The following is a 22,137-nucleotide window of genomic DNA, read 5'->3' as shown; positions in this document are numbered from 1 at the left end:
CGCCGGGCCGCATGGTCCGACGGCGAAGCGGGTAGCTCAGCAAAGCTTGCTGACGCGGCCGCCACAGCCGTGCTGGAGAAGCCGGTTGTACGACTGGCATACAACCGTCAGTTCATTGGTCGGCTAACCGGCGGAATTCTCTGTCGCGACGATGTGGGCCAGTTCGTTGAGATCGCTGATCTGCCAATCGGACAGATCAGCGACTTCCTTTTCGTTGCGGTGGATCCACCCCCAAGGGCCCCTCACCAGGTAGGCCGTTCGCATACCGGCCTGTATCGCAGGAGCCACATCGTTGTCGATGCGGTCGCCGACGTAGATGATCTCTTCCGCTGGTCGGCCCGCCGCCGTAATAACCTTGGCGAAAAACTCGAGCGAAGGCTTTTGCACACCCCAGTCGTCAGAGGTAGCGATGAAGTCAGCGGGCAGGTCCAGCCCCCGAAGCAGTGCTCCCGCGCGGACCGTTTGATTCCCGGCGATCCCAACCCAAACCCCCATCTCACGCAGCTTCGACAACGCAGGCCGCGCATCGGGATAGAGATCATCCTCGCCGAACCACTCGGCCTGTCCCGCGTCAGCTCGTGCTTGCCGTTCCTTGTCCAGTTCGAACCCGGGACGGAAGATTTGGAACGTCTCGCGGTAGTCGAGACCGGTTGCGATGATTGCTCCGAACGCTGCCGCGAACGTATGCCTGGGCACGCCGAGCCAGTCCGCCCACGTTCCATACTCTCGAGTCTCGTCGACTAGCGTCTCTCCGACGTCGAAGACAACCGCCGCAATCACGAGCCAACTGTACCTTTTAGCTCGCCGCTACAACTGCCGCTGGCCAACGCCCTGTAACGTCGCGTTCCGAATGTGCCTTGGGCACTTGCGGCTCAGAGTCCGAGTACCTGGCCGACACTATTGGTCAGATCCTCCTCGGACACGGTGTCGACGTCGATGACGGGAAGTCCGAGGCGGGTGCTCTCCGCGCGGAGACGGTTGGTGAACAACCGATCACGTTCGAGCAGATTTCGTGCTGATCGGCGGCCCCGGGTACGGGCTGGTGCCACTAGCGCGTGCTCATGCCGATTGGTTCGCACCGCCGAACTACATACTCGCCGGTCTCGGACCAGCCGAGTTGCGTGGCGGATGGAACCGCAGTTGTACGGAGGCAATTGCGACGGGCGGCCCTCATCCACATCGGCGGATGAAAGCCGTCCAGTCAGTTCGGTGGCTGGTTCACCCCGCGGCTCACTGGGCAGGCGCCAGTACCGGGCTGTTGTGATAGGCGGCGATCAGCCACTGATGGTTGCGCTTCTCGAGGACCCACGTCGCGTTCACCTTGCGTTCGTCGGTGGGAACGTCGGTCTCGCCGGCGAACAGGATGGCGGATTCGCTGATGACGATCGCGGCATCCTCGCCGATGAAGCGGACGCTGAGCTGTTTGTTGTAGGTCGAGCTGCCCGCGAGCGGCCCTGCGAAGGCCAGTGCCATGTTCTGGCGGATCACCTCACGACTGTCGCGGAGCGAGCCCGTCATGATGGCGGTCGCGTCCGCGGCGTAGTTGGCGACCATGGCGTCGGCGTCGCCCGCCTCCCACGCCTTGTAGGAATCAGCCAGCACGGCCTGGATCGCGGCCTCGTCTGCGGCGCGATGGTTCGACATCGGAGTCTCCCTTGGTGGTCGGATCGCCTGCAGTGTTCCGGCGACCTCGGGAATACATACCGGCGGCGGCATCCGAACTCATCGCGCCGCTGGAAGGAAACTCTCCGGTCTAGGCGTCGAGTCGGGCCGCCAGGCCGAAAGCCGCGAAAATCTCGGGATCCTGGAACACCGAATTCCGGCTGATGCCCTCGGCGGTGACTGTGAAGATCTGGAGCGTGTGCAGTTCGTACCGGCCACCGACGCGCTGATAGGCGGCGAATCCGGGTTGGCCGCCGTTGGCGGCGACCTGCTGGAGAACCCAGTCCTTCCCGGCCGCCTCGAAGACCCATTCCATGAACAGGCCGTAGTTGCCGCGGCCGGAGAACCAGTTGAGCATCGGCGGCATCTCCATAATCACGTCCTCGGTGAGCAGACGCTTGAGGCCCTCGATGTCGGCGTGCGCGAACGCCGTCATGTAGCGCTCGACCCAGGCGCGCTGCTCGGTCGTGGACGGTTCGCGGACCCGTTCCAACCCGACCCCGATCTCTTTCAGGCGGGTGCGCGCCCGCTGCAGGGAGCTGTTCACCGATACGACGGTGGTGCCGAGAATTTCCGCCGTCTCGGCCGCGGAGAAGCTGAGCACCTCACGCAGGATCAGCGCACCGCGCTGACGCGCCGACAGGTGCTGCAAGGCGGAAGCGAATGCCAAGCGCAGGCTGCTGTGATCGATCACGGTCCCGGACGGATCGGCGTTGTCCAGCAATGAATCCGGTAAGGGCTGCAGCCAGGCGGCGTGCTCTCCCCGCACGAACGGCCCGAGCGGATCCGCCGCTGCCACCAGTCCCGATGGCAGCGGTCGGCCGCCGCGAGTCTGCAGCGCGGTCAGGCAGACGTTGGTCGCGATCCGGTAGAGCCAGGTGCGCAGTGAGCTGCGCGTTTCGTCGTACTGCTCCCGCGCCCGCCACGCCCGCAGATACGTGTCTTGGACCAGGTCCTCAGCGTCGTGCGCCGAGCCCAGCATCCGGTAGCAGTACGCCAGCAGCTCCGTCCGGAACGGTTCGATCCGACGATCGAAGCCTTCTTCCCTCGTCATCACGCCTCATCTCCACGACCGTCACAAGCACCAGATCGGCGACTGCGGTGGTCATCCGCTGCGGAAGGTCGACCACCACGCGGGTCGTCAACAGCCCGGCCATGGCCGACCTCTCGGCCATCCGCTTCAGCCGCATACCGCGCTGACCGAACCGACCGGCGCGCAGCCCGGCCGTACGGCTGGGCCCCCACCCGAGATACCGGACGGGGCCCAGCAGAGTCTCTACCAGCAACGAGGTGCGCGCTACCCTACTTCTTCGCAGACGCTAATCCGCTACGGAACTCGACCACGTCGCCGTCCGCCATGACGTAGTCCTTGCCTTCCATGCGCACCTTGCCCGCCGCTTTGGCTGCGGCCATGGAACCCGCTTCGACCAGGTCTTTGTAGGCGACGACCTCTGCTTTGATGAAGCCGCGTTCGAAGTCGGTGTGGATCACGCCTGCGGCCTTGGGGGCGGTGTCGCCTTGGTGGATGGTCCAGGCGCGGGCTTCTTTCGGGCCCGCGGTCAGGTAGGTCTGGAGGCCGAGGGTGTGGAAGCCTGCGCGGGCCAAGGCGTGCAGGCCGGGTTCGGTCTGGCCGATGGATTCGAGGAGTTCGAGGGCGGATTCCTCGTCGAGTTCCAGCAGTTCGGCTTCCACCTTGGCATCGAGGAAGACCGCGTCGGCCGGAGCGACAGAGGCTTTCAGCTCGGCTACCTTCGCCTCGTCGGTGAGCACCGACTCGTCCGCGTTGAAGACGTAGAGGAAGGGCTTGGTGGTGAGCAGCGAGAGTTCTTTCAGCAGCTCGGTGTCCACCTTGTCCGCCGCGGCGAACAGGGTGGTGCCGTTGTCGAGGATCTCCTGCGCGGCCTTGGCGGCATCGGCGACCGGCTTGCGGTCCTTCTTGACCTTGGCTTCCTTCTCCAACCGCACGACCGCCTTCTCCAGGGTCTGCAGGTCGGCGAGAATGAGTTCGGTCTCGATCACCTCGATGTCGGCGCTCGGGTCGACGCGGCCGTCGACGTGCACCACGTCGTCGTCGGCGAACACCCGCACCACCTGGCAGATGGCGTCGGCCTCGCGAATGTTGGCGAGGAACTTGTTGCCCAAGCCCGCGCCCTCCGAGGCGCCCTTCACGATGCCGGCGATGTCGACGAACGACACGGTGGCGGGCACGATCCGCTCGGACGAGAAGATCTCCGCGAGCTTGTTCAGCCTCGGATCGGGCAGCGGGACCACGCCGACGTTCGGCTCGATCGTCGCGAAGGGATAGTTCGCGGCGAGCACGTCGTTCTTGGTCAACGCGTTGAACAGCGTCGACTTTCCGACGTTGGGCAGGCCGACGATTCCGAGGGTGAGACTCACGAGGAAGGGAGTCTACGCGGCGCACCGGCTCCACTCCCCCGCGGCCGCCCGAACTCGAGCGTCCACACCAGCGCCGATACCTCTCCGCCCACGACACGAACACTGACATCGCCGTCGGGCACGACCGGCCCCGGCGATCCCCGCCCATGCCGCGAGTGGCACACCACGAAGCAGCCCTCTCGCTTGGCTTCGGCGCGATCATGTGCCACTCGCGAGGCGCGCGTCAGGGGATGAGGACGACTTTGCCGAGGTTGGCGCGATGCTCGATGGCGGCGTGGGCGGCGGCGGCTTCCTCGAGGGAGTATTCGGCGTGCACGGCGGGGCGTAGTTGGCCGGAGGCGAAGTACTGCCACAGCTCTTGGCGCCAGTGCTCGTATAGGTCGGGCTGTTTTTGCGCGATACGGGCCATTTGGAAGCCGATGACGGATTTCGCGCCGACGAGCAGGTCGTATGCCTCGATGGCGCCGCCGCCGGAGCTGTAGGCGACCAAACGGCCGCCGGGGGCCAGGGCCGCGAGCGCGGGCGTCAGGAGGTCGCCGCCGACCGCATCGAGCACGTAGTCGGCGGGAGCGCCCCAGGGCTCCTGGCTGTACTCGACCACGTCGTCGGCTCCGAGATTCCGTACGAAATCCGCCTTCGCGAGATCCGACACCGCGCCGACCACTCGGGCCGCGCCGCGCACCCGCGCGAGCTGGACCGCGAGATGACCGACGCCACTCGCGGCGGCGGTGATCAAGGCGGACTCGCCTTCCTGCGGAGACGCGGCACTGAGCGCGCCCAGAGCCACCAGACCGCTGCGCACCAGCGCGACCGCGTCGACCGCCGACGCTCCGTCGGGAATCGGCGAGGCCATGGCCGCCGACAGCAAGGCGTAGTCGGCATAGCCGTGTCCGAATACGAGCCCGGTCACGCGGTAGCCGGGCGTGTACCGCTCGACGCCATCGCCTACCGCGACCACCTCACCCGCGACCTCGCCGCCCAACGCGATCGGTTCGCGCTGCTCACGCACCTTTCGCACCACCGGCAGGGTCACCCCGACCGCCTCGACACGGACCAGCAACTCCCCCGGCCCTGGCGTCGGGACCTCGGCCGAGACGAGCTCGAGCACCTCGGGACCACCGCTGCGCTCGTACTGCACCCGCCGCATCACACCTCCAGAAATCGTTAGAAGGCGTAACGGTAACCGGATCACGACGGGCGAAGACAGTCCACTACACGCTGTAGTGGTACATCTCACCGGCGGCTGGAATCGGCGGAGAGCCACCCGGGTAAGTCGTAGCCATGCGCCCGGGCCGACTCCAATAGGCGTCAGCCGACCCGCCCGAACTCGCGCCGGCATCACGCCGAGCGCCATCGTCCGCGGCACGCAGACCACCACCCTGAGCCCGAACAATCGGCGAGCGAGGCGGTGCTGGAGGATCGTCCGCGCGCCACAGCTCACCGACCATGCGGCCAAAGGCCCCTACCGCACCGCGGCGAGGGAACGTGCTGTTCGGCATCCGCCTCACCCGCGACGACTCGCCACCTGCCTGCTCGATCGGCCTCCGACGAAAACGGCGATACACAAGCACGTCGACGTCGGCTGATCGCGCCATCTGTCGGTCCCCCGGCGTAGCCTGACCAGCATGGAGCCGACCACGGAGGTGGTGACGGCGCGTCCGGCGCCCGTGCTCGCCGCCTTCATCGACCGCTATATCGGGTATCGCATGTCCGGGTTCGCGGCGGCGACCCATCGTGGGTTGCCTTCGCGGCACATGACTTTCATCGTCGGGATCGGCCCGACGATCGACGTCGTCGAGCAGACCGATCCGCGACAGTCTCCGCGGAACTACCGGTGCGTGCTGAGCGGCCTACAGGAGAGCACGGCGCTGATCGCGCACGACGGTCACCAGGAGGGCGTCGCCGTGGCGCTCACGCCACTCGGTTGCCGCACCTTGTTCGGCATGCCCGCGGCGGCGCTGTGGGACACGTCGGTCGAATTGTCCGACGTCGTGGGTCCGGTCGGCCTCGAGCTGTGGGAACGGTTGCAATCCGCGCCGAGCTGGCCGGAACGTTTCGCCGTATGCGATCGGGTGCTCTGCGCGCTCGCCGATCCCGACCGCGCGGTGCGTCCGGAACTCACCTGGGCCTGGCGCGCCGTGGTCGGTTCCGGCGGCGCGATCGCGGTCGGCCCGCTGGCCGAGGAGATCGGGTGGAGCAGGCAGCATCTGACGCGCCGGTTCAATCGCGAGTTCGGGCTGAGCCCGAAGCTCGCGGCCCGGATCACGCGTTTCGAACGAGCCCGCCGCATGCTCGCGCACACGCCGTCCTACATCACCATCGCCCAGGTGGCCGCCGCGTGCGGCTATTACGACCAGGCCCATCTGGACCGCGACTTCGCCGACCTCGCCGGGACGAGCCCGACCGTCTGGCTCGCCGAGGAGGTTCCATCCGTCCAAGCCGCCGACGAGTCCGCCGGATGATGATTCAGCCATGACGAATCCGACAGAAACCAGCACCCGCACCGCCGTCTGGCCCGCGCTGACCTTCCGCGATGCCCGCGCCATGGCCACCTTCCTCGTCGAGGCGTTCGGCTTCCGGGAAGCCGCGCTCTACACCCGCGAGGACGACCCGTCGATCGTCGAGCACGCGGAACTGCGCTGGCCGCTCGGCGGCGGCGTCATGTTCGGCTCGGCAGGCAAGGACGACAGCCCGTTCGGCACCCGCCCGACCGGCACCGACTCTGTCTATCTGGTCTGCGAGGAGCCCGACGCCTTGTTCGCCCGCGCGACCGCCGCGGGCGCCGAAGTGGTCCGCGACCTGCGCGACGAGGACTACGGCTCGCGCGGCTTCACGGTCCGCGACCCGGAGGGCAACCTCTGGAGCTTCGGCACCTATTGGGGCGCTTGATCGGCGCGGCCGACGACGCCCGTCCGCTACCTGACCGCGGGGCCTTGCCGAGGCCCCGCGGCAGCTTCCCCGTTGGCGGGCGAGGTCCTGCTCAACGCCCGCCGAGCCCCGACATCGCGATGCCGCGGATGAACGCGCGCTGGGCGATCGCGTAGATCACCAGCAGCGGAACCAGGATGACGATCGCGGCGGCCATCAGGATCGGCCACTGGGTGTGGTACTGGCCTTGCAGCCGGACCAGGCCCAGTGTCGCGGTGGCAACGTCCTCGCGCTGGATCATGACCAGCGGCCAGAGGAAGTCGTTCCACACGGTGATCCAGGTGAGCACGGCGAGCACCATCAGGGCCGGACGGGTGTGCGGCAGCAGGACCCGCCAGTAGACCTGCCAGGTGTTGCAGCCGTCGAGGATGGCGGCCTCCTCCAGTTCGTCGGGCAGCGTGCGGAAGAACTGCCGCATCAAATACGTGCCGAACGCGCTGCCGAACAGGCCGGGAACGATCATCGCCCACGGGGTGTCCACCCAGCCGAACGCCCGCATCAGCAGGAACTGCGGGATCACCGTCACGGTCAGCGGCACCATCAGCGTCGCGAGGTAGGCGAGGAACAGCACGTCCCGCCCGCGAAAACGGAGGCGCGCGAACGCGTAACCGGCCAGCGAGCAGAAGAAGACCTGCCCCGCCGTGACACACAGCGCGTAGACCGTGGTGTTGAGCAGCATCCGCCCCATCGGCAGCAGTTCGAAGACCTTTCCGTAGTTCGACCACTGCGGCCGCTGCGGAAGGAAGGCCGCGTCGGCGATCTCACCGTCCCGCTTCAGCGAGCCCGACACCGCCCACAGGATCGGCAGCAGCGCGCACCACGCGATGCCCACCAGCACCGCGTATATCGCGGTCCCGCGCAGCAGCCGCCGCACGATCGCCCGGTCGACCCGGCCGAACACGACGCCCGCGCGGTCGCGCCGGACCGGCAGTGCGCGCCGCACCACCTCGTAGGTGTTCACTGTTCCACCTCCGAACGCCGGGCCAGCCGCAGCTGCACCAGGGTCAGCAGGAACAGCATCGCGAAGATCACCCAGGCGAGCGCGGAGGCGTAACCCACCTCGTAGAAGCCGAACGCGTGCTGGAACAGCATGATCCCCAACAGGTACGTACCCGTCTCCGGTCCCCCGTTCCCGCCGGTCAGCGCGTAGGCCTGGTCGAATGCCTGCACCGAATTGATGATCGTGATGATGAAGACGAACGACAACGGCCCTCGGATCAGCGGCAGCGTGATCGCGAAGAACCGCCGCAGCGCACCGGCTCCGTCGATCTTCGCGGCCTCGTAGAGCGTCTCCGGCACGCCCTGCATGGCGGCGAGCAGGATGACCGTCGCGAACGGCACGCTCTTCCACACGGTGACGATGCTGAGCGAGACCAGCGCCCAGTCGGGGTCGGTCAGCCACGGCACCGCGCCGATGCCGAGCCCGCCCAGCGCCGAGTTCAGCAGCCCGTCGTCGGTGAACAGGAACCGCCACACCACGGCCATGGCGACCGCCGAGGCGACCAACGGCAGAAACGCGATGGTGCGAAACAGGCCGATACCGGCCAGCTTTCGATTCAGTGCGGCGGCGACGACCAGTCCGATGCCCACCGTCGGCACCAAGGTCGATACGGTGAAAACCGCCGTGTTGCGCAACGCGATGAGAAACAACGGGTCGGAACCGAACAGCCGCCGGTAGTTGTCCACACCGACAAAACGCATGGGGCTGAACAAGTCCCACGAATGAAAACTCAGATAGAGCGAAAATCCCAACGGGAACAACAAGAAAATCGCGACGGCCGCCACGTTGGGCGCGACGAATGCCCACCCGGCCCGTTCTCGACGCCGCGCCAACCGGGAGGCCACACCCCTTTTGCCCGATGTTTGCGACCTTTGCGCGCCGGTCACGGTGTCTCCAGCAGCGCGTCGACGTCGGAGGCGAAGCGCCCGTCCAAGGACGCGGCGGTGGCGGCGCCGCGCAGCACCCGGTTGGAGCCGCGTTCGAGCAGGGCGGACACCTTCCCCCACGCCGGCGTCACCGGCAGAGGACGGGAGCTGGCCGGGCCGTCGGTGAACACCTCGAGGTTGCGGACCTCGCGGTGTGCGGCGGCGAAACCCGGTGAACTCATGGCCGATTTCAGCACCGGAACGAACAGCCCGGACGCGGCGATGATCGCCTGCCCCACCGGCCCGGTCGCGAACTTCACGAACTCCCAGGCCTGTTCGACGCGCGGACTGTCCGCGGCGATGGCCAGGCCGGTACTGCCGACGTCGGTGATGGCACCGGGACCGCCGTGCGGGCCGACCGGCAGCACCGTGACGTCGATCGCGAGATCGTCGTGCCCGGCGAATTCGGAGTACAGCCAGTGCCCGCCCAACGCCATCGCCGCCCGGCCGCGCCGGAACAGGTCGGGCGCCGAAACCGAGAGCGTGTCGGCGGCTTTCGGCGCCACGCGGTGGCGTACGGCGAGATCGGCGTAGAACTGGAAGCCTTCGGCGAAGCGCGGATCGCCGAGGTTGGTCCTGGTCGGGTTGACCGAGGGCGAGAACCATTCGGCGCCGTTGTTCATGCCGAAGCAGGCCGCCGAGAAGTACGGCACCCAGGCGTCGGCGAAACCCCACCGGGTCCGTCCGGACGAGTCGCGCCTGGTCAACGCCGTGGCCGCGGCCAGGAACTCGTCGAACGTCCAGGCGTCCCGCCAGCGTGCGGGCGGGGTGATCCCGGCCTCCTCGAACAGGGTCCGGTTGTAGTACAGGAACACGCCGGACCACTGTTCGGGCAGAGCGTACTGCCCGCCCGCGTAAGCGAAGGTGTCATACAGCTCCGGGTAGCTGTCGGCTTTCAGCTCGGCTGCGTAGCGGGGGTCGCGGTCCAGCAGCGTGTTCAGATCCAGCAGGACCCCGCGCTCGGCCAGCCCCGAATAGAGCAGCTCCCACGCCATCAGCACGTCCGGGCACTTACCGCCCGCGCAGTAGGTGAGCATCTGCTGCAACGGATCCGGCCCCGACACGATGGTGCGAATCCGGATGCCGGGGTGCGATTTCCGGAACTCGTCGATGATCTTCAGCCGCACCCGTGCCTCTTCCGGCCTGGCCTGGAAGAAGAAGGTCAGCGCGTCGTCATCGGAACCGCAACCGCCGCCGGCCAGCAGCGGCGCGGCCAGCGCCGACCCGAGCAGCGTCCGGCGACGGACCCGGGCGACGGGATTCGCACGCAACACAGCCCTCCTCCAGGGCGGATGTGGAGCTTCTCGAACCGCATGGCAGCATACGTTCGGCAATCACCTGGTGACGGCCGACACATGAACAATATTTCACGGTGCCCGCCCGGCGTCCGGAATCGGCACGACGGCGATCATTGATCGGATACGTTGTCACGTGTTTCAGCAAGATCCTGCGCGTTTTACAGGAGAGAAGGCAGATGGCGACAATCGAATATCTGCGGACCGATCCCGATCTGCCGCCCGTCGGCGTGGTCGACAAGTCCCCGATCACACCGGCCAAGAAATTGATCTTCGGCGGGATCGCCGTACTCGGCGCCATAGCCTGGGCCGTACTCGCCATCTCGCGGGGCGAATCGGTGAACGCGGTGTGGATCGTGATCGCGGCGGTGTCCACCTACATCCTCGCGTATCGGTTCTACGCCAGGTTCATCGAACGCAAGATCGTCGAACCGCGTGACGACCTGGCCACGCCCGCCGAGATCCTGGAGAACGGCAAGGACTACATGCCGATGGACCGGCGGGTGCTCTATGGGCACCATTTCGCCGCCATCGCGGGCGCGGGTCCGCTGGTCGGGCCGGTGCTGGCCGCGCAGATGGGCTACCTGCCGGGGACCATCTGGATCGTGGTCGGCGTGGTACTGGCCGGCGCGGTGCAGGACTACCTGGTGCTGTGGGTCTCGATGAAGCGGCGCGGCCGCAGCCTCGGGCAGATGGCCAGGGACGAGCTGGGGGTGATCGGCGGCTGGTCGGCCATCGTCGGCGTGCTGGTGATCATGATGATCCTGCTGGCGGTGCTCGCTCTGGTGGTCGTCAACGCGCTCGCGCACAGCCCGTGGGGCGTCTTCTCGATCGGCATGACCATTCCGATCGCGCTGTTCATGGGCGTGTACCTGCGGTTCCTGCGGCCGGGCAAGGTCGGCGAGGTCTCCGTGATCGGATTCGCGCTGCTGCTGCTGGCCATCGTGAGCGGCGGTTGGGTATCGGAAACCGACTGGGGCGCGGACTGGTTCACGCTCTCGCCGGTGGCCATCTCATGGCTGCTGATCGCCTACGGCTTCGTCGCCTCGGTGCTTCCGGTGTGGCTGCTGCTCGCGCCGCGCGACTACCTGTCGACGTTCATGAAGGTCGGCACCATCGGGCTGCTCGCGGTGGGCATCCTCGTCACGCTGCCGGTGCTGCACGCCCCCGCGGTCTCGTCGTTCGCGTCCACCGGCACCGGGCCTGCCTTCGCGGGCTCGCTGTTCCCGTTCCTGTTCATCACCATCGCCTGCGGCGCGCTGAGCGGGTTCCACGCACTGGTCTCCTCCGGCACCACGCCGAAGCTGCTGGAGAAGGAATCGCACGCCCGGATGATCGGCTACGGCGGCATGCTGATGGAGTCGTTCGTCGCGGTCATGGCCATCATCACCGCCTCGATCATCGACCAGCACCTGTACTTCGCGATGAACGCGCCGCTCGGCCTCACCGGCGGCACCGCGGAGAAGGCCGCGGCCTACACCAACAGCCTCGGGCTCAGCGGTCCCGCGGTCACTCCGGCTGAGCTGAGCCAGGCGGCGAGCGACGTCGGCGAATCGTCGATCATCTCGCGCACGGGCGGCGCGCCGACGCTGGCGGTCGGCATCTCGGAGGTGTTCCACCAGTTCCTCGGCGGCGCGAGCATGAAGTCGTTCTGGTACCACTTCGCGATCATGTTCGAGGCGCTGTTCATCCTCACCACGATCGACGCGGGCACCCGGGTGGCGCGGTTCATGCTCTCGGACGCGCTGGGCAACTTCGGCGGGGCGGCGAAGAAGTTCCGTGATCCGTCCTGGCGGGTGGGCGCGTGGCTGTGCTCCGCCATCGTGGTCGCTGCATGGGGTTCGATCCTGCTGATGGGCGTCACCGACCCGCTGGGCGGCATCAACACGCTGTTCCCGCTGTTCGGCATCGCCAACCAGTTGCTCGCGGCCATCGCGTTGACCGTGGTACTGGTGATCGTGGTGAAGAAGGGCCTCGCGAAATGGGCCTGGGTGCCCGGCATTCCGCTGGTCTGGGACCTGCTGGTGACCATGACGGCATCGTGGCAGAAGATCTTCTCCGCCGACCCGAAGCTCGGCTACTGGAAGCAGCACAGCATCTGCCAGGCCGCGCAGGACGCCGGGAAGTTGTGCCTGACGGCGAAGACGCAGGACGATATGACCGCGATCGTGCGCAACACCTTCATCCAGGGCACGTTGTCGATCGTGTTCGCGTTGCTGGTGCTGATCGTCGCGGTGGTCGGCGGGTTGGTCGCCTATCGCGCCTGGCGCTCCGGCGAGACGAAGACCACCGAGACGCCGGAGGAGCCGTCGAAGATCTTCGCGCCCAGCGGTTTCCTCGCCACCGCGGCGGAGAAGGAAGTGCAGAAGCAGTGGGACGAGCTGATCGCGACCGGAAAGGTGCGCGCTCCCGGCGCGGCACACGTCCACGCGCAATGAGCGACTCGGCCATCCAGGGTGCCGACCGGTCCGGGCGACCGGTCGGCACCCGGCTGCGTGCCACGGTCCGCGCTTGCCGCGACGGCGTTCGGGCGGCCGTCTGGTGGTTCGACTCGATCCTTGGCGGGCAGGATTACCAGCGCTACGTCGAGCACCTGCGTCGCAGGCACCCGGGATGCGCCATTCCGACCGAGCGGGAGTACTGGCGGCAGCGGCATGCCGAGGCGGATCGCAATCCGGCCAATCGCTGCTGCTGACCGGCAGAATTTCGGCGCGCGCCGCCACACCCCGTTTGGTAGCCACCACAACCGCGAAGCAGGCGACGGCTGTGCGATGTCATGACCGTTGTGCGAGGTGGGGACGACCACCGGCGGTGGTGGCCGATTCCCGCTAGCACGGGTCCGCCGCAGCTGCCATTGTGGTGGGCGTGACGATCACGGCATTGGATTTCGAACGTTGCTACCGGGCGGTGTCGACCCGGGACTCTCGATTCGACGGGCAATTCTTCACCGCGGTGCGCACCACCGGAATCTATTGCCGCCCTTCGTGTCCGGCGATCACGCCGAAGCGGGCCAACGTGTCGTTCCTGCCGACCGCCGCAGCGGCGCAGCAGGCGGGCTACCGCGCCTGCCGCCGCTGCCTGCCGGACGCCGCGCCCGGATCGCCGCTGTGGAACACGCGGGCGGATCTGGCCGCGCGGGCGATGCGGCTGATCGGTGACGGCGTGGTCGAGCGCGCCGGAGTGCCCGGGCTGGCCGCCACGCTCGGCTACTCCCAGCGGCAGCTCACCCGGGTGCTGACCACGGAACTGGGCGCGGGGCCGCTGGCACTGGCACGGGCGCACCGGGCACACACCGCGCGGCTGCTGATCCAGACCACCGCCATGCCCATGTCCGACATCGCGTTCGCGGCGGGCTTCGCGTCCATCCGCCAGTTCAACGACACGGTGCGCGAGGTCTTCGCGGTGAGCCCCACCACCATGCGGCTCGAGGCGCAGCGCGCGAAGAGCAGCGCCCCCGCGCGCCCGGCACAGGCCGGCAGCGGATCGCTCACCCTGCGGCTGCCCTACCGGGAACCGCTCGACCGGGCCTGGCTCGAATGGTTCCTGTCCGCCCATGTCGTACCCGGCATGGAATTGTGGGAGAACCGCGCCTACACCAGGAACCTGCGCACGCCACACGGGCACGCCACCGCGCGGCTGAGCTTCCAGCGCGACCACGTGCGAGCGGAATTGTCCCTGCACGACATGCGCGATCTCGCGCCGACGGTGGCCAGGCTCCGGCACCTGCTGGATCTGGACGCCGACCCGATCGGGATCGATGACGCGCTCGGTGTCGGTCCCGCGGCGCGCATGCCCTCCTCGGGACAACTGCCCGAGCAGGCCGCCGAGTATCTGCCGGACGCGGGGTCGGGGTCGCCGCCGGAAACCGAGGCACTGACCGAGGCGGAGCCGCTCGACGCGGCGCGCCCGTCATTCACGCCGGGTATTCGTGTGCCCGGGTGCGTGGACGGAGCCGAACTCTTGCTGCGCACCATGATCGGGCAGCAGATCTCGGTGTCGGCCGCCGCCACGCACACCGCGCGGCTGGTCGAAGCGCTCGGTGAACGGGTGGACGGGCCGATTCCGCTGCTGTTCCCGGCACCCGAAGTCATCGCCGAACGTGGTGCCGAGGTCTTGACCGGACCGGCGCGGCGCATCCGTTCCATCATCGCGGCCGCCGAGGCACTCGCTTCCGGCGAGCTGCCGCTGCACCAGGGACGTACCGCGGCCGACCTGCGCCGCGACCTGCTCGCGCTGGACGGCGTCGGACCGTGGACGGCCGACTACGTGATCATGCGCTTGCTCGCCGATCCGGACGTCCTGCTCGGGACCGACCTGGTCGTCCGCCGCGGCGCGACCCTGCTCGGCGTCGATCTGACGGACACCGCCCGCTGGGCGCCGTGGCGGTCGTATTTGTCCATGCACCTGTGGAAAGCGGCACTGACCAGCCGTGCCACACCATCCGATGTCCCCGCGCTCGCCACCACGAAAGGCAGTGTCGAATCATGACCACCAGCATCACCGTCCGCGCCGAGGCCGGCGGCACCACCACCGCGACAGCGGATTTCGCTGTCACGCAGACCCCGCTCGGCCCGTTCACCACGCTCGTCGACTCCGAGGGCGCGGTCCTGGCCTCCGGCTGGACGTCCGATGCGGAGAACCTGCGCGGCCTGATCCACCCCACCCTGCGCCCCGGCCTGTTACGGCAGCGGGATTCGCTGGGCGAGGTGACCGGAGCCGTCACCGCCTACCACGAGGGTGATGTCACCGCGATCGATCGGATTCCGGTACGTCAGCAGTCCGGGGAGTTCCTCCTCCACGCTTGGGAGATACTCCGCGCCGTCCCGGCGGGCAGCCCACTGACCTACACCGAATTCGCCGCCCGCGCCGGCCGCCCCGACGCCACGCGCGCCGCGGCCAACGCGTGTGCCCGCAACGCCGCCGCCCTCTTCGTGCCCTGCCACCGCATCCTGCGCATCGGCGGCGCACTCGGAGGCTTCCGTTGGGGATTACCGGTGAAACGGTGGCTGCTCGACCACGAGGGGTGATCGTCCGGCGACCGCAGCACTCGCGCGAGCAGACCCATGGATCGCAGGTTGGCCGCGTGAACCCCGTGGCACATTATCGGGGTCGGCAATCGGCTGTAGGCGATCACCCGTCCCTCGCGGAAGGGCAGGCCCACACTCAGGCGATGGTCGCTTGCAGGTGGGAGCCCGCGCGGCCGCGCAGGACGTGCAGGCGGCTTGGGATGCGTTGACGCATCTCGTCCACGTGGCTGACGACCCCGACCACGCGGCCGCCCGCGCGCAGTTCGTCCAGCACGCCCATCACGGCGTCCAGGGTGTCGGCGTCCAGACCGCCGAAACCCTCGTCGATGAACAGGGTGTCCAGCACGAGGCCACCGGATTCGGCGGCGACGGTGTCGGCCAGGCCGAGCGCCAGCGACAGCGAGGCCATGAAGGTTTCGCCGCCGGAGAGCGTCTTGGCCGGGCGGATGGCGCCGGTGTAATCGTCACGGATGTCCAGACCGAGACCGCCGCGGCGACCGCGCGGCCCGGCCTTGTCCGAGTGGACGAATTCGTAGCGGCCGCCGGACATCCTGCGCAACCGCAGCGATCCCGCTTGGGCGACTTCTTCCAAACGGGCGGCGAGGACGTAGGAGTGCAGGGACATGCGGCGGTTGTTCGCCCCGCGCCCGGCGACCACGTCGGCGAGACCGTCCAGTTCGTCGAACGCGCGCTGAGCCGGGGCGATCCGGTCCACGGCGGCCCAGAGCTGGCCGCCGAGGTCCTCGAGCTGGCCGGCCCGCCTGCTCGCCTCGGCATGGGTGGCCACCGCCGCGTTGAGCGCGGCCTGCGCGTCCGCCACGAGCGCGTCGAGCTCGGCCGGATCGCCGGGCTCCTGCTCCGCTGCCGCCCGGATCTCCGGTTCCGCAAGCACCGCTTCCGCCGCGGCTCGGGCACGGTCGGCCGCCACGAGTTCCGCGTCGATCTCGGCCTGCTGCCGCGGGCTGCGGGACGCGGCCGCGACGACCTTCGCGTAGGCGGTCAAGAGCGCGACATCGTCGCGAGCGGTGACGGCAGTGGCGAGGCGCGGCAGGTCGTCCAGACGAGCGGAGCCGGGCGCGACCGTCTCGCCGGATTCGGTGCGACGAGCCGAAGTTGCGCCAGGTGAACCCGCCTCATCGATCGCGGCCGAACCAGCGGCGCCAGTAACATCCGTCTCGCCGGAGTCCAGCGACAGAGCCGAGCCCGCGCCGAACAAACCCGCCTCATCGGTGACGGCCGAACCAGCAGATCCAGAGACGGCTGTCTCGCCGGAGTCCCGGGTCGGAGCCGAACCCGCGCCGGACGAACCCGCCTCGTCGGTGGCGGCCGATGCGCCAGGAACGGGCCGCGGACCACCGAACTCGCCCTCCGGCACGAAACCCGCTGCGCGCGCGAGGTTCTGGACCCGGCCTGCGATTACCGACACCTGCTCTCGCGCGGCCACGGCTTCGGCGCGGGCGTCGCGCAGGGCGGTGGCCTCGCTGACGAGGGCGGCGAGCCGCGCACGGCGGCGCTCGATGGTCTGGTCCGCGCCCGCCGCGGTACGCAGCCGTTCGGTGAGTTCGACCAAGCGCTCCTCGGCGGAGACGATGGTGGCGGCGACCGCGCTGCGGCGCGCCTCGGATGCGCGCAACTCCTCGTGCAGGCGGGCCTCGCCGTCGCGCAAACGGGTGAGTTCGGCTTCCAGCCCATCGGCGTTCGCGGCCAGTTCCGAGGTGTCCTCGTAGCGGTCGGTCGCGGCGCGCAGGGCGGCGGCGAGTTCGACGCGGTCGGTATCGCCGCCGCGAGCGATGAGCGCTTCGATCTCGCGTTCGAGCCCGGTGATGCGGGCCAGCGCGCGGTCGCGGGTGCCCTCCGCGGCGCGCTCGGCCGCCACGGCGGCCTCCTCCTCGTCCTTGGACACCGCGGCGTCGGTGGGCCGGGCGGGTGCGGGATGCTCCGCCGAACCGCAGACCGCGCACGGACTCCCGTCCACCAATTCGCCGGCGAGTTCGGCGGCCATCCCGCTGAGCCTGCGCTCGCGCAGATCCAGTACGCGTTCCTTGGCGTCGAGATGCGCGGTGCGGGCGGCGTCGAACTCGATCCGGGCGTGATCGAGCGCGGTGCGGCGGGCCGCCAGCTCGACCGCGGCCGTCGCGGCGGTCTGTAGCCGCTCGGTCTCCGCGGTGATGCCCGGCAGGGCCGCGGCCGCTTCGGTGGCCTCACGCAGCCGGGCCTCGGCCGCGCTGAGCGCGGCGGGCAGTTCGTCACGCCGCGTGGCGAGTTCGGTGACGCGCCGGGCCAGCGTCGCGTCCTCGGTGCGCAGCGTGGCGAGTTCACCATCGAGCCTGGTTGCGGTGGCGGCATCGGTCCGCACCTCGTCCAGCGCGCCGATCTGCGCGCTCCATCGCTGGATCGCCGCGTCGATGTCGGCATCGTCCCGGACTTGCCCGCCGTCGGGATCGACCAGTTCGGCGCCACCGAGTTCGGCGCTCTCCGGTTCCCGCAGCCTGGCCGCGAGTCGCTGTGCCGCGGCGTGCTTTTCGCCGTCGAGCCTGCGCTGGGTTTGCACCGCCGAACGCGCTTCGTCGATAGCGGCCGCGACCGGCTCGGCCCGGCGAGCGAGGTCGAGTTCGGCTTGCAGCTCGGCCCGCCGGGCGGTGCCCGCGCCGTAGTCGTCCAGCTGGGCGCGCGCCACGCTCAGGCGGCGACGCAGCTCGCGCAGCCGACGCGCCTGTTCGGCCTGCTCCCGGACGCGCGCCGAATCTTGTTGGCAGCGTCGCACCTCCGCGACGGCGGCGGCGAGATCGGCGCGTGCCGTGGCCAGCAGGTCCTGCGACCATCCGACGCACTCGGCCGGACCGACCGAATCCGCCACTCCGGCCGCCATACCCACTTGCGTGATCAGCCGCTTGACGCCGTCCGCGCGAGCGTCCAGGTCCGCTTCGGCGGCGCGACGCTTGTCGGCGAGCCACTGTTCCGCGGTGCCGAAACGTTTGGTGTCGAAGAGCTTTTCGAGCAGTTTCTCGCGATCCTCGTTGTCCGCGCGCAGGAAGCGGGCGAAATCGCCTTGCGGCAACAGCACCACCTGGAAGAACTGGTCGGCGCTCATGCCGAGCAGGCGCAGCACCTCCTCGCCGATATCCGGTATTCGGGACAGGTTCTCCCCGTGGCCGTCCAGCCAGGTCAGCGTCGCCTTCGGGTTGATGGTGCGGGTGCCGGTCCCGTCGCGCTTGGCGCGCTGGAACTCGGGGCTGCGGGTCAGGCGAACTCGCCGCCCACCCAAGGTCGCCTCCAAGACCACTTGCGGTGGTGTCTGCTCCGGGGCGTGATCGGAGTGCAGTCGCTTGCTCTCCCCGCGTGCGCCGGGGACCCTGCCGTAGAGCGCGAACGCGATGGCGTCCAGCACCGTGGTCTTGCCCGCGCCGGTCTGACCGTGCAGCAGGAACAGCCCGTCGGCGCCGAGCGCGTCGAAGTCGACGACCGTGGTGCCGGCGAACGGACCGAAGGCGGTCATCTCGAGCTTGTGCAGCCTCATCCCGCCGCGCCTACGCCCGGCTCCGGCAGGACGCTCATGCGGTCAGTTCCTCGGCGGCGGCCACCGCGGCCGCCTGCTCCGGCTCCGCGACAGCGGCGGACAGCGCCCGCTCCAGCCAGCTCATCTCGCTCGAGCTGGGTACGCCGCGGACGTCGGTGAGGAAGCTGCGGGCTACTTCGATGTCGCGGCGGCCGTGCACCCGCTCACGGTAGCGCAGCTCGGGGTTTCCCTCGGGCCGCGCCCATTCGACGTGGACGGCGTGGGGGAACCGTTCGCGCAGCTTGCGCATGGCGTCGACCGGGCGGGCGATGTCGGTGAGCACGGCGGATACGTAGTGCTGTTCGGCCACGCTGTGCTGCGCGGCGCTCAGCAGCTCGTCCAGGGTGCCGGTCAGTTTGCTCAGCCCCCGTACCGTCGGCAGGTCCCGGCGGCGCACCGCGTGCAGACCGGACGCGTCCAGGTCGATGATCCAGACAGCTTTGCGATGCGCGTTCTCGCCGAACGAATACGGCAGCGGCGAGCCGGAGTAGCGGACCTGCTCGGCGAGCGTCTGCGGCGAATGCAGGTGGCCGAGCGCCACGTAGTCGATGCCGTCGAAGGCGGCCAGCGGGACCGTCTCCACCCCGCCGACCGAAATCGAGCGCTCCGACCCGGTGGATTCCCCGCCGACCACGAAGGCGTGTGCCAGCACGACCGTCCGCACCCCGGGCCGTCGCGCGATGTCGGCCCGCACCAGGGCCATTGCCGCGTCGAGGATCTCGGCATGCGAACGTGCTTGCGGCACTTCGAGTTCGGCGCGGGTGATCTCCGGTTCCAGGTACGGGATGCCATAGAAAGCCACCGGTCCGTGCGCGTCCTCGAGCAGAACGGGGTGATCGGCGTCGGCCACGGTGGTACGCAGATGCAGCCCGCCCGCCGCGGCGAAACTCGCGCCGGCGCCCAGCCGGGCCGGCGAATCGTGATTCCCCGAGGTGGCGACGATCCGGGCGCCCGCGGCCCGGATCGCCTCGAATCCGCGGTTGCACACCGCGATCGCGTCGGCGCTCGGAATCGACCGGTCGTACACGTCACCCGGTAGCACCACCACGTCGACCGACTCCTCGGCCACCAGCTCCGCGATGGCGGCCAGTGAACGCGCCTGATCGGCAAGCAGATCGACCCCATGGAACGTGCGCCCGATGTGCCAGTCCGAGGTGTGCAGCATCCGCATGCCGCGAAACCGTAGGGCAACCCACCGACAGACTTCAATCGCCCCGCCCGCTGCGCCGGGTTCGCCCAGTAAGAGCCCGGCGTGTCCGGCGGAGGGGACGGACGTGTTCGAGCCGGTCGGCCCGCCGAGCCGAATCATCACATACCGCATGGCGTCCCGAACCCCGACTCCGGATGCCGGATTCCGGATGGTTCGCGGAACACGCTGGCACAGCCGGTTGTCGACTCGATGCCGAACAGTTGCCGGGTGCTCGATCTTGTCGGTGACCTACGGCACTATCTGCGCTATGACCGCACCGATGCTCGTCGCACTGACGCTGGTGTTCGCCGCCGGTTTCGGCCTGGGCCGGCTGGGCCACGCCGCACGGGCCGGGCAGCGCGCCGCGGCGGCGGAAGCGCGGCTCGCGGTCGCCGCCGACAACGAACGGCTGCTACGGCAGTCGCTCACCGCGGCCAACGAGGACGCCGCGCGGCGGCATTCGCACGCCGTGGGCGCGATGGTGGAACCGCTGCGCGCGGCGGTGGGGGCGTTGAACGAGCACATCCAGCAGGTGGAGCGGCAGCGGCTCACCGCGTATTCCGGCCTGCGCGAACAGGTCGAGAACATGCAGCGCACCTCGCACCTGCTCACCGGGCAGACGGGGCAGCTGGTCGCGGCGCTGCGCGCGCCCCAGGTCCGGGGCCGATGGGGCGAGATCCAGCTGGAGCGGGTGGTAGAGCTGGCCGGGATGACCAGGCACTGCGACTTCGACACCCAGGTGACCCGCACCGGTCGCGACGAGGGCGACCGCACGGTGCGACCGGACCTGGTGGTGCGCCTGTCCGGCGGCAGGCACATCGTGGTGGACGCCAAGGTGCCGTTCGCCGCCTACCTGGACGCCTGCGGCACCGACGACCCCGACGTGCGCGCCGAGCTGCTCACCCGGCACGCCAAGCATCTGCGCGCGCATGTCGATCAGCTGTCGGACAAGGCGTACTGGGCCGCTTTCGATCCTGCGCCGGAATTCGTGGTCTTGTTCGTGCCAGGCGACCCGTTCCTGGACGCGGCCCTGACCACCGACTCCGAGCTGCTGGAGTACGCGTTCGGTCGCAACGTGATCCTCGCTACCCCGACCACCCTGATCGCGTTGCTGCGCACCATCGCCTTCGGCTGGCGGCAGGAGGCGCTGTCCAGGGACATGGCCACCGTGCAGCGGCTGGGCCGTGAGCTGTATCACCGGCTGGGGATGACGGGCAAGCACCTGGACCGGCTGGGTACGCAACTGGGCAGGGCGGTGGAGGCTTTCAACTACACCGTTGCCTCAGTGGAATCGCGGGTGATGGTCACCGCGCGCAAACTGCACGACCTGGAGATGGCCGAGCAGGAAGTGCCCGCCATCGGGCGCGTGGATTCCCGGCCCCGCGCGGTGGGCTTCGCCGACGCGGGCGAGTAACCAGGAGTATGGCCGTGCCGCCACGCCGCCACGAGCGGCGGCAACTAGTGTGCATATCGTGGCTGCTTCCGAACGTGTGCGATCCCGGGTGCCCGCGCCGCAACGCTCGATCCTGCCGTCGGTGCCGGGGATCCCGGTCGGCGCGGCGATCCTGATCGCGGTTGCCTGCACGTTTCTGGGGTTCCTGATCGATGCCGGCGGCGGCAACAACGAGCTGACCGGCACGTTCGCCGCGCTGTACATCCTCGGGTGTGTGGCGGCGGTCGCCGCCGTCCGCTATCGCGGCTTGTTCAGCACGATGGTGCTGCCGCCGCTGCTGCTGTTCGTCGCCGTGCCGCTGGCCTATCAGCAGCTCACCGGCCGTGGCTCGACCTCGCTGAAGGACATCCTGCTGAACCTGGCGATCCCGCTGGTGAACCGGTTCCCGACCATGATGCTCGCCACGGTGGTCGTCCTGCTGATCGGTGGCGCGCGGATCTATCTGCACCGCCGCGAAGAGGAGTCCACTCGTCCGCCGTCGACCCGCCGCGGCGCGGGCTGGGGCAAGGCGCCTGCGAAGAAGAACAAGCCCGGCCGTCCGTCCCGCAGCCTCGCGGACTCGCCACGCCGCAAAACCCGCCGTCCGAAGGCGGAGCCCGCCGAACCCGAGACGGACGGCTCGGACGAGTCCACCCCACGGCCGGCCCGCCGACCAGCGGCGCAGGTCGCCGATACCCCGCCGCGCGTCGCACCCGCTCGCCCGC

18 protein-coding genes are annotated in these 22,137 nt (G+C 69.1%); 8 read left to right on the top strand and 10 right to left on the bottom strand.

Going from position 1 to position 22,137, the window contains the following annotated elements:
- Positions 1 to 123: 123 nt before the first annotated feature.
- From NG1_RS24360 to NG1_RS24340, 5 genes are all read right to left on the bottom strand, one after another.
- Positions 124 to 780 (bottom strand): HAD family hydrolase, encoded by a 657-nt coding sequence (locus NG1_RS24360; RefSeq protein ID WP_062974503.1) that lies wholly within the window; start codon positions 778 to 780, stop codon positions 124 to 126.
- A gap of 450 nt (positions 781 to 1,230) precedes the next feature.
- Positions 1,231 to 1,716 carry an SgcJ/EcaC family oxidoreductase gene (locus tag NG1_RS24355; RefSeq protein WP_245660030.1) on the bottom strand — a complete coding sequence of 162 codons (486 nt, stop codon included), beginning with the start codon at positions 1,714 to 1,716 and terminating at the stop codon, positions 1,231 to 1,233.
- Positions 1,717 to 1,753: 37 nt separating this feature from the next.
- Entirely contained in the window at positions 1,754 to 2,716 is a 963-nt protein-coding gene (locus NG1_RS24350) for an RNA polymerase subunit sigma-70 (RefSeq protein ID WP_062974499.1), read from the bottom strand.
- 248 nt (positions 2,717 to 2,964) lie between these two features.
- Positions 2,965 to 4,059: a redox-regulated ATPase YchF gene (gene ychF / locus NG1_RS24345; RefSeq protein ID WP_062974497.1), complete on the bottom strand. Its 1,095-nt coding sequence runs from the start codon at positions 4,057 to 4,059 to the stop codon at positions 2,965 to 2,967.
- Between the two features lie 223 nt (positions 4,060 to 4,282).
- A complete protein-coding gene (locus NG1_RS24340; RefSeq protein ID WP_062974495.1) occupies positions 4,283 to 5,206 on the bottom strand; it encodes a quinone oxidoreductase family protein in 924 nt (307 codons plus the stop codon).
- A gap of 478 nt (positions 5,207 to 5,684) precedes the next feature.
- Here NG1_RS24340 and NG1_RS24335 point away from each other — a divergent pair, with 478 nt between their 5' ends.
- Together NG1_RS24335 and NG1_RS24330 are read left to right on the top strand one after the other, a co-directional pair.
- Positions 5,685 to 6,521: an AraC family transcriptional regulator gene (locus NG1_RS24335; RefSeq protein ID WP_062974493.1), complete on the top strand. Its 837-nt coding sequence runs from the start codon at positions 5,685 to 5,687 to the stop codon at positions 6,519 to 6,521.
- Between the two features lie 10 nt (positions 6,522 to 6,531).
- The gene (locus tag NG1_RS24330) at positions 6,532 to 6,948 is read left to right on the top strand and encodes a VOC family protein (protein WP_062974492.1); all 417 of its coding nucleotides are present in this window, start codon (positions 6,532 to 6,534) and stop codon (positions 6,946 to 6,948) included.
- Positions 6,949 to 7,039: 91 nt separating this feature from the next.
- Here NG1_RS24330 and NG1_RS24325 read toward each other — a convergent pair whose 3' ends face one another.
- From NG1_RS24325 to NG1_RS24315, 3 genes are read right to left on the bottom strand one after another with little or no spacing between them, the layout of a single operon-like run.
- On the bottom strand, positions 7,040 to 7,888 hold the full coding sequence (locus NG1_RS24325) for a carbohydrate ABC transporter permease (protein WP_062974611.1): 849 nt from the start codon (positions 7,886 to 7,888) through the stop codon (positions 7,040 to 7,042).
- Positions 7,889 to 7,944: 56 nt separating this feature from the next.
- The gene (locus NG1_RS24320; protein ID WP_062974609.1) at positions 7,945 to 8,820 is read right to left on the bottom strand and encodes a carbohydrate ABC transporter permease; all 876 of its coding nucleotides are present in this window, start codon (positions 8,818 to 8,820) and stop codon (positions 7,945 to 7,947) included.
- Positions 8,821 to 8,870: 50 nt separating this feature from the next.
- On the bottom strand, positions 8,871 to 10,184 hold the full coding sequence (locus NG1_RS24315; RefSeq protein WP_062974607.1) for an ABC transporter substrate-binding protein: 1,314 nt from the start codon (positions 10,182 to 10,184) through the stop codon (positions 8,871 to 8,873).
- 203 nt (positions 10,185 to 10,387) lie between these two features.
- Here NG1_RS24315 and NG1_RS24310 point away from each other — a divergent pair, with 203 nt between their 5' ends.
- The 4 genes from NG1_RS24310 (at position 10,388) to NG1_RS24295 (ending at position 15,235) form a co-directional block, all read left to right on the top strand.
- Entirely contained in the window at positions 10,388 to 12,646 is a 2,259-nt protein-coding gene (locus NG1_RS24310; protein ID WP_062974605.1) for a carbon starvation CstA family protein, read from the top strand.
- 53 nt (positions 12,647 to 12,699) lie between these two features.
- Entirely contained in the window at positions 12,700 to 12,903 is a 204-nt protein-coding gene (locus NG1_RS24305) for a YbdD/YjiX family protein (protein WP_062974603.1), read from the top strand.
- Positions 12,904 to 13,073: 170 nt separating this feature from the next.
- Positions 13,074 to 14,696 (top strand): DNA-3-methyladenine glycosylase 2 family protein, encoded by a 1,623-nt coding sequence (locus NG1_RS24300; protein WP_062974601.1) that lies wholly within the window; start codon positions 13,074 to 13,076, stop codon positions 14,694 to 14,696.
- Positions 14,693 to 15,235: a methylated-DNA--[protein]-cysteine S-methyltransferase gene (locus NG1_RS24295; protein WP_062974490.1), complete on the top strand. Its 543-nt coding sequence runs from the start codon at positions 14,693 to 14,695 to the stop codon at positions 15,233 to 15,235. Before NG1_RS24300 ends, NG1_RS24295 begins: the two co-directional genes overlap by 4 nt.
- 136 nt (positions 15,236 to 15,371) lie before the next feature.
- Here NG1_RS24295 and NG1_RS24290 read toward each other — a convergent pair whose 3' ends face one another.
- On the bottom strand, positions 15,372 to 18,752 hold the full coding sequence (locus NG1_RS24290) for an AAA family ATPase (RefSeq protein WP_062974487.1): 3,381 nt from the start codon (positions 18,750 to 18,752) through the stop codon (positions 15,372 to 15,374).
- A 34-nt stretch (positions 18,753 to 18,786) separates the two neighbouring features.
- Positions 18,787 to 19,962 (bottom strand): exonuclease SbcCD subunit D, encoded by a 1,176-nt coding sequence (locus NG1_RS24285; protein ID WP_062974486.1) that lies wholly within the window; start codon positions 19,960 to 19,962, stop codon positions 18,787 to 18,789.
- A 286-nt stretch (positions 19,963 to 20,248) separates the two neighbouring features.
- Here NG1_RS24285 and NG1_RS24280 point away from each other — a divergent pair, with 286 nt between their 5' ends.
- Together NG1_RS24280 and NG1_RS24275 are read left to right on the top strand one after the other, a co-directional pair.
- Complete coding sequence (locus NG1_RS24280; protein WP_062974484.1) at positions 20,249 to 21,394, top strand: DNA recombination protein RmuC; 1,146 nt, start codon at positions 20,249 to 20,251, stop codon at positions 21,392 to 21,394.
- Positions 21,395 to 21,452: 58 nt separating this feature from the next.
- On the top strand, positions 21,453 to 22,137 hold a 685-nt coding region (locus NG1_RS24275; RefSeq protein ID WP_174554918.1), incomplete at its 3' end, for a DUF6542 domain-containing protein.

The organism is Nocardia gamkensis NBRC 108242, from assembly GCF_001612985.1.
Lineage (GTDB): Bacteria > Actinomycetota > Actinomycetes > Mycobacteriales > Mycobacteriaceae > Nocardia > Nocardia gamkensis.
This window is presented reverse-complemented; position numbering and strand designations above follow the sequence as displayed.

Excerpts from the sequence above, each read along its gene's own strand:
- NG1_RS24310 (WP_062974605.1), top strand. The coding sequence starts at position 10,388 with ATGGCGACAATCGAATATCTGCGGACCGATCCCGATCTGCCGCCCGTC.
- NG1_RS24335 (WP_062974493.1), top strand. The coding sequence starts at position 5,685 with ATGGAGCCGACCACGGAGGTGGTGACGGCGCGTCCGGCGCCCGTGCTC.
- NG1_RS24330 (WP_062974492.1), top strand. The coding sequence starts at position 6,532 with ATGACGAATCCGACAGAAACCAGCACCCGCACCGCCGTCTGGCCCGCG.
- NG1_RS24290 (WP_062974487.1), bottom strand. The coding sequence starts at position 18,752 with ATGAGGCTGCACAAGCTCGAGATGACCGCCTTCGGTCCGTTCGCCGGC.
- NG1_RS24350 (WP_062974499.1), bottom strand. The coding sequence starts at position 2,716 with ATGACGAGGGAAGAAGGCTTCGATCGTCGGATCGAACCGTTCCGGACG.
- NG1_RS24285 (WP_062974486.1), bottom strand. The coding sequence starts at position 19,962 with ATGCGGATGCTGCACACCTCGGACTGGCACATCGGGCGCACGTTCCAT.
- NG1_RS24340 (WP_062974495.1), bottom strand. The coding sequence starts at position 5,206 with ATGCGGCGGGTGCAGTACGAGCGCAGCGGTGGTCCCGAGGTGCTCGAG.
- NG1_RS24280 (WP_062974484.1), top strand. The coding sequence starts at position 20,249 with ATGACCGCACCGATGCTCGTCGCACTGACGCTGGTGTTCGCCGCCGGT.
- NG1_RS24355 (WP_245660030.1), bottom strand. The coding sequence starts at position 1,716 with ATGCCGCCGCCGGTATGTATTCCCGAGGTCGCCGGAACACTGCAGGCG.
- NG1_RS24295 (WP_062974490.1), top strand. The coding sequence starts at position 14,693 with ATGACCACCAGCATCACCGTCCGCGCCGAGGCCGGCGGCACCACCACC.